This is a genomic window from Segatella bryantii (assembly GCF_022024215.1).
Classification (GTDB): Bacteria; Bacteroidota; Bacteroidia; order Bacteroidales; family Bacteroidaceae; genus Prevotella; species Prevotella bryantii.
In genome coordinates, this window is sequence record NZ_CP091798.1 from 2199279 (window position 1) to 2214421 (window position 15143).

Here is a 15143-nt window from a genome sequence, read left to right on the forward strand (position 1 = left end):
AAAAAGTTCAAAAAAACGCCTTTTTTTGCACAAAAAGTACATCTTGAAAATTGAGAACCTGTTCTTTATGGGATCATTCCCTTTTGCAAATAAAAAACAAGTTTTCTATCTAAAGTATCATCTTTTAATTTTAGACACGCAAAGAGATTGCAAAGTTGCCTGTCAAAGACTTAAAATCAAGAATTACAAAAGGGTGTTCAATATAGGAATTGCAACCTTTACATTTTTTACAAATTAAAGCTAATCAGTTTTCTCAACATATTTTAACACACTTTTTTTGTATAGAATCACACTAAAACAAACAAAAATATTTTTACTGTATTACACTTTAAACCAATTGTTTTTCTGACAACACACTATGATTCAACGCTATAACTACTATCTATAGCCATTTTACTCTTGAAAACGTTCCATCTAACTTTCTATTCATACTTATGTAAATTAATATTAATATATTTGTTATTTTTTTAATAATTTATTTACATTTTACAGAAAATATATTTCATCATCACTATTATAGCATATGGATTATTTTAAAAGAAACTTTAAAAAAAAGAATTCTATCATAACAATTACTAACAAATACAAAATCTCTATTTTTATAAGTTTTTTGAAATTTGTGGAGCAAAGTGGAGATTTGTGGGGAAAAATGTGTAACTTTGAACCCAGTTTTCTATTAATTATGTACGCATGCGATTTATAGGGAACATAGAAGCTAAAGTTGACTCAAAAGGAAGAGCCTTTTTGCCAGCTACTTTCCGCAAGGTGCTATCTGCGTCTGGCGAAGAAGGCCTTATATTACGCAAAGATGTATTTCAACCTTGTTTGGTCATCTATCCGGAATCAGTCTGGAACGAACAGATGGATTCACTTCGATCACGCCTTAATCGATGGAATGCAGAACATCAACGTATATTTCGTCAGTTTGTGAGTGATGCTGAAATTCTTAACCTAGACAGTAATGGGAGATTTCTGATTTCTAAACGCCAATTAACCCAGACCGGTATCAATCAAAACATCAAATTTATCGGAATGGGTGATTGCATCGAGATTTGGAACAATGACACCTGTACCGCACAGATGAAAGACCCTGAAGAGTTCAGTAACATACTTCAAGAAATGATGAGTCCACAGGAATCAACAAATTACAATATAATTCAAACAAAAAACAATGATTAAGACTGCAGAGACATATCACGTACCCGTTCTCCTTGAACAGACCGTAAACGGACTGAATATCCAACCTGGCGGCATCTACATCGATGTAACCTTTGGCGGAGGTGGACATTCCAGCAAAATTCTTTCATGTCTGGACTCTCAAGCTCATCTCTACAGTTTTGACCAAGATGCAGATGCAGAAAATAATATTTACTATGCAGAAGCAGGATCAAATGAAAAGGACCATCGCTTTATAGATGACCCTAGATTTACATTTGTAAGATCAAACTTCCGATATATCAAAAATTGGATGAGATACTACCATGTAGATTATATTGATGGACTACTAGCCGACTTAGGCGTGTCGTCACATCACTTTGACGATAAAGACCGCGGTTTTTCGTTTCGCTTTGACTCACCACTGGATATGAGAATGAACAAACGAGCAGACATGACAGCTGCAGACATAGTAAACAACTATCCAGAAAGCCAATTAGCCGATATCTTTTATCTTTATGGCGAGTTAAAAAACAGCCGAAAGATAGCTAACGCACTTGTAAGGTATCGACAAAATCAGAAAATTCTGACAACGCAAGATTTCATCAAAGCCACAGAACCTCTTTTCAAAAGAGAAAAAGAAAAGAAAGATATGGCTCGACTTTTCCAAGCTCTTCGCATAGAGGTAAATCATGAAATGGACGCTTTGAAGGAAATGCTGAATTCAGCAACAGAGCTACTTCGCCCAGGTGGACGATTATCCGTAATCACCTATCATTCTCTAGAAGATAGAATCGTTAAAAACGTCATGAAATCAGGAAATCCTGAAGGTAAAATCGTAAAAGATTTCTTTGGCAAGTCTGAGACTCCTTACAAACTGATCAATAACAAGGTAATCATACCAGATCAAGAAGAGCAAGAAAATAATCCAAGAAGTCGAAGTGCCAAGTTGAGAATTGCAGAGAAACTATGACATCAGAAACAAACAAAAATACAGGAGATCAGAAAGACGATAGCAACAAGAATACACCTCTTGAAGAAATCGCCCCAAAAACTGTAATTGTCTCTAGTAAAGAGAATTCGGAAAAGCTTGAAGAAGAAAAGGATAAGCCTCTGAAAACTGAATCTACAGGAAGTGAGCCTATGGTTGAATCTTTAAAACAGGCTATAGTAAAGCAAGCTATAGAAGAAGACGAACCTTTATCAGCCCGATTTACACTCCGAAAGATTCTTGGTGGTGATATTCTTTCTGCACAAGCTATCAGAAGCCAGATTTGGTTAATTGTACTGGTGGTTTTCTTTGTCATCATATATATTTCTAATCGATATTCTGTTCAAAAAGACATGATAGAAATTGATAGATTACAAGTAGAATTACAGAATGCAAAGTATAGAGCATTATCTACAAGTAGCCAGCTCACAGAAAGAAATCGAGAAAGCCATATACTTCAAATGTTGAAAAACAACAAAGATAGTGTGCTGAAGATAGCTAGCCAACCTCCATATATTATTAATGTACCCGAAGAATGAGCAAGTTTAACTATAAAAAAGTAATTCCACGTTACCGCTGTATTGCAATAGCAATGACATTTATTGCTGTAACAGTCGTTGGCAGAACTTTATATATCATGACTGCCAAACACGATTACTGGATGCAAGTTGCCGATCGTGTCAAAAAGGACAGCGTAAAGGTAAAACCGGCACGTGGAAACATATTAAGTTGCAAAGGCCAATTCCTTGCCAGTTCACTTCCAGAGTTTAAAGTTTACATGGACTTTAAGGCTCTGAAAGATGCAAACAATGACTCTCTATGGGATGCTAAAATAGATTCTATAGCAGAGGGGCTACATCATATATTCCCAGAAAAGTCATCAGCTGCATTCAAAAATCACTTGGCTGAGGGACGAACCAAATTAAGTAGACATTGGGCTATTTGGCCTAAACGAATCGACTATAACACCTTTACTGAAATCAAGGTCCTTCCTATTTTCAATCTTAGCCCATACAAGAGCGGCTTTCACTACGAAGAGTATAATGCCCGCAAACGTTCATACGGATCACTTGCAGGTCGTACTATTGGAGCTATGTATGGTGCAAAAGATACTGCTCGATTTGGTTTGGAGCTTTCATATGACTCTATTCTAAGAGGCAAAAATGGTATCGTACATCGACGAAAGGTAAGAAACAAATTCTTGAATATCACCGATACGCCACCTGTAGACGGAGCAGATATCATTACGACTATCGATGTAGACATCCAAGACTTGGCTGAACGAGCCGTTGTCGATGAATTAAGAGAAATCAATGGTAACGTAGGAGTAGCTATCGTCATGGAAGTAGCTACTGGTGACATCAAGGCCATTGTAAATATGGAAAAATGCTTTGATAACGAATATCGAGAAATTCATAACCATGCTGTAAGTGACTTGCTCGAACCGGGCTCTGTCTTTAAGACGGCATCAATTCTCGTAGCCCTTGATGATGGAGTTGTCGATACAACAGCCAAAGTTGAAACAGCAGCTGGAGTATGGCCAATGTACGGACGGGAGATGAAAGACTGGAACTGGCGTAAAGGCGGTTACGGTCTCCTCACCTTACCACAAACCCTTTGGTATAGCTCAAATGTAGGTGTAAGTCGTATCATCGATGATCATTATCGCAATAATCCAGAAAAATTCGTAAAGAGTATTTTACGAACTGGTATTGGAGATGACCTTGGCATTCCTCTTGTCGGTGCAACACCTGCCCGTATTAGAATGCCACACAAAAATAGTCACGGACAATATGATAATTGGAGTAGAACTGATTTACCATGGATGAGTATCGGTTATGTTACTCAAATTCCACCAATTTCTACACTGACATTCTATAACGCTATTGCTAACAATGGTAAGATGATGCGCCCTAGATTTGTACAGAGAGTAGTAAAAGACGGAAAAACCGTAATGGAATTTCCTCCTGAAGTGATACGACCAGCCATAGCCAAACCTACGAGTATCAAGAAAATACAAACCATCCTGGAACAGGTGGTAAGTGTTGGACTGGGAAAGAAGGCCGGCTCAGAATCGTTTAAGGTATCAGGTAAAACAGGTACTGCGCAGATGTCAAAAGGTTCTGCTGGATATAAAGCAGGTGGAACCAATTATCTGCTGAGTTTTGCAGGATATTTCCCTTCTGATGCACCAGAATACAGTTGCATCGTTTGTATTCAAAAGTCAGGCCTACCTGCTTCTGGAGGTGGTATGAGTGGCGTCGTATTCCACAATATTGCAGAAGGTATAATGGCACAAAGACTGAAGGTTAATATAGAAGATGCAAAAGATGCTTCTTCTATACTGATACCTGATGTACTGAACGGAAACCTGACAGCCGCTTATAATGTACTGAATACTCTAGGTATCAAGACTAATACAAACTGGTCTGGTTCTTACCTAAACGGCAACCCTATATGGGGAAAAGCTCAGAATAAGAATAATAAGACCATAGCGCTAATAAAAGAACCGTCTTATAGTAAGAAGGTCATTCCTGACGTACTAGGTATGGGTGCCCGTGATGCTGTATATGCCATAGAGAGCAGAGGTGTCAAGACTATCATTGATGGAAGGGGAAAAGTAGTAAAACAAAGTCTACCTGCCGGACACTACATTAAGAAAAACGAAAAGTGCTATCTAATTTTGAAATAAAATATAAAACATATAATGATGAAATTACAAGAGTTGCTCTATGACATTAAACCGATACAAATTATCGGTGATGTCGAAAAAGAAGTTACCGGCGTGAACATCGACTCCCGTAAAATCGAGAAAGGCCATCTGTTCATCGCCATGAAAGGAACACAAACTGACGGTCACGCCTATATCGCTAAAGCTATCGAACTGGGTGCTACCGCCATTTTGCTTGAAGATATGCCTCAGCAGTACACTGAGGGTATTACTTATATACAAGTAGAATCTACAGAAGACTCTGTGGGAAAAGTAGCAACTGCATTTTATGGTAATCCTTCTCATCACCTTATACTAGTTGGTGTCACAGGAACTAATGGAAAAACAACTATTGCTACCTTATTATATAATATGTTCCGTAGAATGGGCCACAAATGTGGACTTCTATCTACAGTATGTAACTACATCGAAGATAAGGCAGTACCAGCTGACCACACTACTCCAGATCCTATCGAACTGAATGCACTTTTGAGTGAGATGGTAAAAGCTGGATGCGAATATGCGTTTATGGAGTGCAGTAGCCATGCCATCCACCAGAAGAGAATTGGAGGATTAAAGTTTGCAGGCGCTCTCTTTACCAACTTGACTCGCGATCATCTAGACTACCACAAAACTTTCGAAAACTATCGCAATGCTAAGAAGGCATTTTTCGACGGATTATCTAAAGACGCTTTTGCTATTACCAATGCTGATGACAAAAACGGCATGATAATGGTACAAAATACTAAAGCTACAGTCAAGACATACTCTATTCGTACTCTAGCAGATTTCAGTGCTAAAATTTTAGAGTGCCATTTTGATGGTATGGAACTGGAAGTAAATGGCAAGGAAGTAAATGTACAGTTCATCGGTAAATTTAATGTAAGTAATCTTCTTGCTGTATATGGAGCAGCTGTTATGCTTGGCAAAGATCCAGAAGACGTTCTTGTAGCTTTAAGCGCTCTTCATAGTGTAAATGGACGCTTACAGCCTTTCCACTCTCCTAACGGCTATACAGCTATTGTAGATTATGCACATACACCAGATGCATTAGAAAACGTACTCAACGCTATACACGAAGTACTCAACGGCAAAGGCCATGTCATCACTGTTTGTGGAGCAGGTGGTAACCGAGACAAAGGTAAACGCCCATTGATGGCTCAGGAAGCAGTAAAACAAAGCGACAAAGTTATTATCACTAGTGATAACCCGAGATTCGAAGAACCTCAGGATATTATCAATGACATGCTCGCCGGTCTGGACAACAAACAGATGAAAAAAGTAATCAGCATTGTTGACCGAAAAGAAGGTATTCGTACAGCCTGTATGCTAGCCCAAAAAGGTGATGTTATCCTTATTGCAGGCAAGGGACATGAGAACTATCAAGATATCAAAGGAGTAAAGCACCACTTTGATGATAAGGAAGTACTACAAGAAATCTTTGATTCTGAAAAAGAAGACTAAAATAAGAAAATATGTTATACTATCTGTTTAGATTCTTAGAGCAATATGGCATTAGCGGAGCACACATGTGGGGGTATATCTCATTCCGTGCTTTACTTGCCCTTATTTTCTCACTGACCATTTCAGCCTGGTTTGGTGAGCGATTCATAAAATATTTGAAAAGCAAGCAAATAACAGAGACACAACGTGATGCTTCTATAGACCCATTTGGAGTAAAAAAGATAGGTGTACCATCTATGGGTGGCATTATCATCATTGTCGCTATTCTACTACCTGTACTCCTATTAGGCCGTCTTCGAAATACCTACTTAATCCTTATGATTATCACAACCGTATGGTTAGGATTTCTTGGTGGTATGGACGATTTCATTAAAATCTTCAAACGAGACAAAGAAGGCTTGAAGGGTAAGTATAAAATCGTAGGACAAATCGGTATTGGCCTTATTGTTGGTTTAGTACTATGGGCATCACCGGATGTAAAAATGAATGAGAATCTGGCTATAGAGCACCAAGGACAAGAAACCGTAATTAAGCATCGCACGGAAAGCAAAAAGTCTTTAAAAACGACTATACCATTTGTCAAAGGGCATAATCTGGATTATTCTAGAATCACGTCGTTCTGCGGTAAATATCGTGTAGCAGCGGGGTGGATACTTTTTGTTATCATGACCATATTTGTCGTTACCGCAGTATCAAACGGAGCCAATCTAAACGATGGTATGGATGGTATGTGTGCAGGAAACTCTGCGATAATAGGCGTAGCTTTAGGCATACTGGCATATGTCAGTTCGCACATACAATTTGCATCTTACCTGAATATCATGTATATTCCGGGATCAGAAGAATTGGTAGTATTTTTCTGCGCATTCATTGGAGCCCTTATCGGCTTCTTATGGTATAATGCCTATCCTGCTCAAGTATTCATGGGCGATACCGGTTCACTAACCATTGGCGGTATCATCGCCGTTGGCGCCATTATTATCCACAAAGAGTTGCTTCTTCCTATTTTATGTGGTATATTCTTTGTTGAAAGTCTTAGTGTCATCATACAAGTATGGTACTATAAATTGGGAAAGAAAAAGGGTGTTAAGCAGAGAGTCTTCAAGCGTACCCCTATACATGATAACTTCCGTACACAGGATAGTCAGTTAGATCCAGAATGTAAGTATCTTCTAAAGATGCCAAAAGGCGCCTTTCATGAGTCTAAGATAACTATCCGTTTCTGGATAATTACCATCATTCTTGCAGCATTAACAATAATAACTTTGAAGATTAGATAAACCATGAGCAGAATAGTAGTATTGGGTGCAGGAGAAAGCGGTGCAGGAGCCGCAATTCTTGCCAAAAAAGAAGGATTTGACGTATTTGTTTCTGATATGTCTAAAATCAAAGACAAGTACAAAAAGATGCTTGAAGACCATCAGATAGAATGGGAAGAAGGTCAGCATACAGAAGAAAAAATACTCAATGCTGATGAAATTATCAAGAGTCCGGGTATTCCTAAGGAAGCACCAATGATTCAGAAAATCATCAACAAAGGAATTCATATTATCAGTGAAATCGAATTTGCCGGCAGATATACTGATGCCAAGATGATATGTATCACAGGTAGTAACGGTAAGACGACTACAACCTCGCTTATCTATCATATCTTCAAAACTGCAGGATACGATGCAGGATTAGCTGGAAACATCGGTAATAGTTTGGCACTTCAGGTGGCCGAAGAACCCCATGAGTATTACATCATCGAACTAAGTTCTTTCCAACTTGACAATATGTACGATTTTCGTGCAAATATCGCCATTCTACTTAACATAACACCTGATCACCTGGACAGATATGATAACAAGTTCGAAAACTATGCAGATGCAAAAATGCGTATTCTCCAGAATCAAACTCAAGAGGATAGTTTTATCTATTGGAATGACGATCCAGTTATCCAGAAGGAACTGAACAAATTCAAAATTACCGGTAGGGCTTGTCCATTCTCTGAAATCAAAGAAAAAAATGTAATTGGTTATATCGAAGATGGAAAATACATCATTGAGCACCCTACACCTTTCTGTATGGAACAGGATGATATGAGTCTAACTGGCAAACACAATATCTACAACAGTTTGGCTGCTGGCATTGCAGCGGATATTGCTGGCATCAAGAAAGAAGATATCCGCAAAGGTCTTAGCAGTTTCCCTGGCGTAGAACATCGACTAGAAAAAGTATGCAAAGTAGATGGCGTACAATACATTAACGACTCGAAAGCAACAAACGTTGATGCATGCTGGTATGCTTTGGAAAGCATGAAAACTCCAACCATACTTATTCTCGGTGGTAAGGATAAGGGTAATGATTACAGTCAAATTTATGACTTAGTAAAAGAAAAATGTAGAGGACTGGTATATCTTGGTGCTGACAATAAAAAGTTACACGAAAACTTCGACCAATTTGGCATACCTGTAAAAGACACACACGGTATGAAAGAATGCGTTCAGGCATGTCGTGACTTGGCCCAACCGGGCGATACTGTATTGCTCAGCCCATGTTGCGCAAGTTTCGACCTCTTCAAAAATATGGAAGACAGAGGTGAACAATTCAAAACTCTAGTAAGATCACTCTAAAATTAGAGGAAAACAATTAATGAATAACGAGAAATTAGGCAATATTTTCAAGGGGGACAAAGTCATTTGGATGGTATTTTTCTTCCTCTGTATGTTCAGTATCGTTGAAGTATATTCAGCTTCAAGTTCACTGTCATACCAGGGAGGAAACTTTTGGGCGCCAATGATTAAGCACATCGGTATTTTAGCCTTGGGACTATTTTTTATGCTCTGCACATTAAATGTAAAGTGCAAATATTTTAAAATCGTCACACCCTTCCTATTGGCTTTTTCCTTTATCACACTGATATGGGTACTTTTTGCAGGTCAATCCACTAATGGTGCACAAAGATGGATTAGTCTGTTAGGCGTTCAATTCCAACCATCGGAGATCGCAAAGGGAGCCATGGTACTGGCTGTTGCACAGATACTCAGTGCCATGCAGACAGAACATGGTGCTGATAAAAAGGCTTTTCAGTATATTCTTTTTGTCAGTATATTTTTTGTTCTTCCTATTATGATCGAAAATATGTCAACAGCCATTTTGCTCTGTGCTACTATCCTATGTATGATGATATTAGGACGTGTACCAAGCAAGCAAATAGGACAACTTATCGGTGTGATTGTAGTCTGCATAGTACTCGCTTTAGCATCGATTATGATTTTTGGTCATGAGCTTCCAGACAAAGCGTCTACACAAAATCTTACTGAAGAAATCAAAGAGCAGAAAGAAGAATCAGGAACATTTGGCAAAATATTCCACCGAGCTGACACTTGGAAATCTCGTATTCTAAAATTTACAAACAGTAAACCTATTCCACCACAAGAAGTAGACCTCGACAAGGATGCTCAGGTGGCTCATTCTAATATTGCCATAGCCTCATCCAATATCATCGGTAAAGGTCCAGGTAACTCCGTAGAAAGAGACTTTCTCTCACAGGCGTTCTCAGACTTCATCTACGCTATCATTATCGAAGAAACAGGTATAGAGGGAGCAGCATTCGTAGCTATACTTTACATCATCCTACTATTTAGAACCGGAAGGATAGCAGGACAATGCTGCAACAATTTTCCAGCATTTTTAGCCATGGGACTTGCGATACTTCTTGTCACCCAAGCACTTTTCAATATGCTAGTAGCAGTAGGATTGGTTCCGGTAACCGGACAACCACTTCCACTCGTCAGCAAAGGAGGTACTTCTACTGTTATCAATTGCGTATATATAGGCGTTATTTTGAGTATAAGTCGATCTGCTGCTAAACGAGAGCAAACCAAAGAAGACGTTCCAGTAGGGAACTAGTTTTACAAAGGTGGAAAATCAATAAAAGATAAGTGGTCAAAAATTATAAAAAAACGATTTTTTTGATTACTTTTGCCAATAAAATATAAAAGAAGATATGGAAAATGAACTTAGAATCATAATAAGTGGAGGAGGAACTGGCGGACATATATTTCCAGCAGTATCTATTGCCAATGCCATCAAAGCCAAACGTCCTGACGCCAAAATACTATTTATCGGAGCTTTAGGACGTATGGAGATGCAGCGTGTTCCTGCTGCAGGTTATGAGATCAAAGGACTCCCTATCTGCGGCTTTGACCGCAAGAATTTACTGAAAAATATTAAAGTTCTTTACAAGATTTGGAAGAGCCAGAGAATGGCAAAAAAAATCGTAAACGAATTTAAGCCAATGGTTGCTGTCGGTGTAGGAGGATATGCAAGTGGACCTACTCTCAATGTATGTGCAAGCAAGGGTATACCATGCTTATTGCAAGAACAAAATTCTTATGCCGGTGTAACCAACAAGATTTTAGCAAAAAAAGCAAGTAAAATCTGTGTAGCATACGATAACATGGAACGCTTTTTCCCTGCTGACCATATAATCAAAACTGGTAATCCTGTTCGTCAGAATGTATTGAATTCAGAAATGACACCAGCAGAAGCACGCAAAAAATTTGGTTTAGATCCAGAAAAAAAGACGATACTTCTTGTTGGAGGAAGTCTCGGTGCACGTACCATTAACGAAAGTGTGCTCAATCATCTCGATCTTATTCAAAACAGTGACATACAATTTATTTGGCAAACTGGAAAATATTATTCAGCGGCAATCCAAGAGCAAATGAAAGGCAAAGAAATGCCTCAGCTCATCATAACAGATTTCATCAGCGATATGGGTGCTGCCTATCAGGCTGCAGACCTTGTCATCAGCAGAGCTGGTGCAAGTAGTATCTCAGAATTCTGCCTAATTGGTAAACCCGTTATTCTAGTACCTTCACCAAATGTTGCAGAGGATCATCAGACCAAGAATGCAATGGCACTGGTTAATAAAGATGCAGCATTGTATGTTAAAGACTCTGAAGCTAAAGACATTTTGCTCAAAAAGGCAATCGAAACAGTTAGCAACAATAACAAACTAAATTCACTTAGTTTAAACATAAAAAAAATGGCTTTACCAAATTCTGCTGATATTATTGCAGATGAAGTTATCAAGCTGGCTACAAAATAAATAATATGGAACTTAAAGATATTAAGGCTGTATATTTTATAGGCGCAGGTGGTATCGGCATGAGTGCTATCGCCCGCTATTTCATCAACAGAGGTCTTGTTGTAGCAGGTTACGACAAGACACCTTCAGACTTAACTCACCAGTTAGAGAAAGAAGGTATGTTGATACATTACGAAGAAAATCTTGACGAAATTCCTCATGCCTGCAGAAAAAAAGATTCATGTTTGGTTATCTATACACCTGCCATCCCTGCTAGTCATAAGGAACTATTATATTTCCAAGAAAATGGCTTTGAAGTCGTAAAACGTGCACAAGTACTTGGCACACTAACACGTACTCACAAAGGTTTATGCTTTGCCGGTACACATGGTAAGACGACTACTTCTACCATGTGCGCACATATCATGCATCAAAGTCATCTAGACTGCAACGCTTTCTTAGGTGGTATCTCTAAGAACTATGGTACAAACTATATCCTTTCAGATAAGAGCGACTATGTAGTAATTGAAGCTGATGAATTTGACAGAAGTTTCCACTGGCTACGTCCTTGGATGAGTGTCATTACTTCCACAGACCCAGATCATCTGGATATATATGGCACAAAAGAAGCATACCTCGAAAGTTTCCGTCATTATACCGAGTTAATTCAAGATGGCGGTGCTCTCATTATCCACACCAATCTTGAAGTAAAACCAAACGTTAGCGATAAGGTAAAAACATTTACTTACAGTCGTGACGAAGGTGATTTCCATGCTGAGAATATTAACATAAACAATGGAGAGATTACTTTCGATCTGGTTTCACCTATCGAAAATGTGAAAGATATTCAATTAGGACAACCTATTCCTATCAATATCGAGAATAGTATCGCAGCTATGGCTATGGCACAACTTAACGGTTGTACTGCAGAAGAACTCAAATATGGTATGCAGACCTATACAGGTGTAGACCGCCGTTTTGATTTCAAGATTAAGAACAACAAGCATGTTTTCTTATCTGATTACGGACACCATCCTAAGGAAGTAATGCAGAGCGCAAAGAGTCTGAAAGAATTATATCCAAACAGAAAGATTACTGCCATGTTTCAGCCACATCTTTATACAAGAACACGTGACTTTTATAAAGATTTTGCAGAAGCATTAAGTTTATTCGACGAAGTTGTTCTAACAGAAATCTATCCAGCACGCGAAGAACCAATCCCTGGCGTAACCAGTAAGCTGATATACGACAATTTAAAAGAAGGTGTTGAAAAAGATATGATTTTAAAAGACGACGTTCTCGACTATGTAAAGAATCGAGACTTCGATGTCTTAGTTGTTCTTGGTGCAGGAAACTTAGACAACTATGTACCACAAATTGCAAAAATTCTAGAAAACAAATAACAAACAATGCGAATTCATTGGAAGAAAGTTCTAATAATATTCTTTGATATCATACTAGCTGTATATATCGTAGTTGCTTTCACCGCGTTTAACAAACCCGATGAAAGCAATCGCATATGCACAAAAGTCACGATTGATATACAAGATGAAACGACCAATGGCTTTCTTGACGTCAATGAAATCAAGCATAGACTGAAACAGAATAATATGTATCCATTGGCCAAGCCAATGAAATACATTAGCAGCAGAAATATAGAAGAAATGCTTAAATCAAGCGCATTTGTAAAAACTGCCGAATGTTATAAGACAGAAGATGGGCACATTTATATCAGTCTGACCCAACGAATGCCTATCGTTCGCATTAAAGCTGCTAATGGTGATGATTATTACGTCGATGATCACCACCAAATTATGCCAAATACTAAATATACAAGCGACATGATCATTGCTACAGGATATATTAGCAAATGGTATGCACAGAAGTATATATCAGTGCTCTGTCAAGAATTAATGAATAACGATTTGTGGAAAAATTTGGTTGAACAAATCAATGTACTCCCCGATCGTGGAATCGAAATTATTCCGAGAATAGGACACCATATTGTCTTCCTTGGGTATCTTCCTACAAGTAACAAACAAGCAGAAAGAAATCAGCAAATTGCGGAATTTACCAAGACCAAAATGGAACGTCTAGAAAAATTCTACAAATATGGATTATCTCAGGCTGGATGGAACAAATATTCTCATATAAGCCTCGAATTCGATAATCAGATTATCTGTAAGAAAATACAAGCAAAAGTTGAGGAAAAACCTGAAGTTCAGGATATGAATCAAGTAACAGAATAAAGAATAGAAAATCATATAAAAATAAGTATGGCAAAGGAATTTATCGTAGCTATTGAACTTGGCTCATCTAAGATGACAGGAATTGCAGGGCAAAAAAACCTTGACGGAAGTATTACCGTACTTGCTACCGTCCAGGAAAACGCAGAGTCATGCATTCGTAAAGGTGTGGTTTATAACATCGACAAGACAGGTCAATGTCTCACACACATCATAACCAAGTTGAAAAATATCCTGAAAGCTGATATTGCTCAAGTCTATGTCGGAGTAGGCGGCCAATCTATCCGAAGCATGAAAAACGTTATTGTAAAAGACCTTGTTACTGATACTATTGTTTCACAAGAAATGATAGATGAACTCATGGATACCAATCGCAATATGAGTTATCCAGATCAGGAAATACTGCATGCTGCTACTCAAGAATATAAAGTAGACTATCAATATCAAGCTGATCCTGTAGGTATCCAATGCTCTCGATTGGAAGGAAACTTCCTGAACATCCTTTGGCGTAAAAATTTCTATCGTAACCTGAATACTTGCTTCGATAACGCAGGTATCGCTATTGCAGAAATGTATCTAGCACCTTTAGCTTTGGCAGATATTGTACTAACAGATGCAGAAAAACGCTCTGGCTGTATCCTTGTTGACCTCGGTGCAGAAACTACGACTGTATCAGTATATTACAAAAATATCCTCCGCCATCTTGCAGTCATTCCGTTAGGAGGCAACAATATCACTAAAGACATCACTTCGCTCCAAATGGACGAGCTCGATGCAGAAAAGATGAAACTAAAATATGCATGTGCCTATACAGAGAATAGTGCGATTGATGAAACGCTCACCTACTCTATCGATAAGGATCGCAAGATTGATAGCAAAACCTTTATCGAGATTATCGAAGGTCGAGTACAGGAAATCGTTGAGAACGTATGGTTCCAAGTACCAAATGAATACAGTGGCAAACTGTTAGGTGGCCTCATTCTTACAGGTGGTGGTGCCAATATGCCTAACATAGAGAAAGCTTTCCGCACATTTAACAATCATATTCAGATAGAGAAAATCAGAATAGCAAAGTTTGTAAACACCACGATTCACTCAACAGATCCACTCATCACAGAAAAAGACGGAAGACTAAATACCGTTCTTGGTCTTTTAGCGAAAGGTGATATGAACTGTGCTGGCGATGAAATCAGAAATGATCTCTTTAGCGGAATCGATCAGAAACCGGTAAATGCAAACAATACAGACAATCGCAACACACGTAACATCAATGAAACCATAACCACAGGTATCGTTCCAACAGCTGCAGAAAAAAAACAAGCAGAAGAAGATGCTCGAAAGAAAAAAGAAGCTGAGGATGAAGCAAAACGCATTGCTGAGGAAGAAGAAGCAAAACGCATCGCTGAAGAGAAAAGAAAAAATAGTTTCACTCATAAGGCTATGAACAATATCAAAGGATTCTTCAAAAAGATGATAGAACCCGAAGATGAATAATCTTTC

The 15143-nt window shown here is 38.4% G+C and carries 12 protein-coding genes; all 12 read left to right on the forward strand.

All coding sequences use genetic code 11. From position 1 onward, the window contains the following. The first annotated feature begins 690 nt into the window (after positions 1-690). The 12 genes from mraZ (at position 691) to ftsA (ending at position 15137) form a co-directional block, all read left to right on the forward strand. On the forward strand, positions 691-1179 hold the full coding sequence (gene mraZ / locus L6471_RS13455) for a division/cell wall cluster transcriptional repressor MraZ (RefSeq protein WP_006281591.1): 489 nt from the start codon (positions 691-693) through the stop codon (positions 1177-1179). Next, positions 1172-2128: a 16S rRNA (cytosine(1402)-N(4))-methyltransferase RsmH gene (gene rsmH, locus L6471_RS13460; protein ID WP_006281592.1), complete on the forward strand. Its 957-nt coding sequence runs from the start codon at positions 1172-1174 to the stop codon at positions 2126-2128. Before mraZ ends, rsmH begins: the two co-directional genes overlap by 8 nt. Next, positions 2125-2685: an FtsL-like putative cell division protein gene (locus tag L6471_RS13465; protein ID WP_179226451.1), complete on the forward strand. Its 561-nt coding sequence runs from the start codon at positions 2125-2127 to the stop codon at positions 2683-2685. Before rsmH ends, L6471_RS13465 begins: the two co-directional genes overlap by 4 nt. After that, positions 2682-4838 (forward strand): penicillin-binding protein, encoded by a 2157-nt coding sequence (locus L6471_RS13470; protein WP_094448249.1) that lies wholly within the window; start codon positions 2682-2684, stop codon positions 4836-4838. Before L6471_RS13465 ends, L6471_RS13470 begins: the two co-directional genes overlap by 4 nt. Positions 4839-4856: 18 nt before the next feature. Continuing rightward, positions 4857-6320 carry a UDP-N-acetylmuramoyl-L-alanyl-D-glutamate--2,6-diaminopimelate ligase gene (locus L6471_RS13475; protein WP_006281595.1) on the forward strand — a complete coding sequence of 488 codons (1464 nt, stop codon included), beginning with the start codon at positions 4857-4859 and terminating at the stop codon, positions 6318-6320. A gap of 11 nt (positions 6321-6331) precedes the next feature. Beyond that, complete coding sequence (gene mraY / locus L6471_RS13480; RefSeq protein ID WP_027453172.1) at positions 6332-7600, forward strand: phospho-N-acetylmuramoyl-pentapeptide-transferase; 1269 nt, start codon at positions 6332-6334, stop codon at positions 7598-7600. Between the two features lie 3 nt (positions 7601-7603). After that, positions 7604-8935, forward strand: coding sequence for a UDP-N-acetylmuramoyl-L-alanine--D-glutamate ligase (gene murD / locus L6471_RS13485; protein ID WP_027453173.1), 1332 nt, complete (start codon positions 7604-7606; stop codon positions 8933-8935). 19 nt (positions 8936-8954) lie between these two features. Continuing rightward, positions 8955-10214, forward strand: coding sequence for an FtsW/RodA/SpoVE family cell cycle protein (locus L6471_RS13490; RefSeq protein ID WP_006281598.1), 1260 nt, complete (start codon positions 8955-8957; stop codon positions 10212-10214). Between the two features lie 97 nt (positions 10215-10311). Further along, positions 10312-11418 carry an undecaprenyldiphospho-muramoylpentapeptide beta-N-acetylglucosaminyltransferase gene (gene murG / locus L6471_RS13495; protein ID WP_094448252.1) on the forward strand — a complete coding sequence of 369 codons (1107 nt, stop codon included), beginning with the start codon at positions 10312-10314 and terminating at the stop codon, positions 11416-11418. A 5-nt stretch (positions 11419-11423) separates the two neighbouring features. After that, a complete protein-coding gene (gene murC / locus L6471_RS13500) occupies positions 11424-12800 on the forward strand; it encodes a UDP-N-acetylmuramate--L-alanine ligase (RefSeq protein WP_094448253.1) in 1377 nt (458 codons plus the stop codon). Positions 12801-12806: 6 nt separating this feature from the next. Next, entirely contained in the window at positions 12807-13646 is an 840-nt protein-coding gene (locus L6471_RS13505) for a hypothetical protein (RefSeq protein WP_006281601.1), read from the forward strand. Between the two features lie 27 nt (positions 13647-13673). Then, a complete protein-coding gene (gene ftsA / locus L6471_RS13510) occupies positions 13674-15137 on the forward strand; it encodes a cell division protein FtsA (RefSeq protein ID WP_006281602.1) in 1464 nt (487 codons plus the stop codon). The last annotated feature ends 6 nt before the right edge of the window (positions 15138-15143 follow it).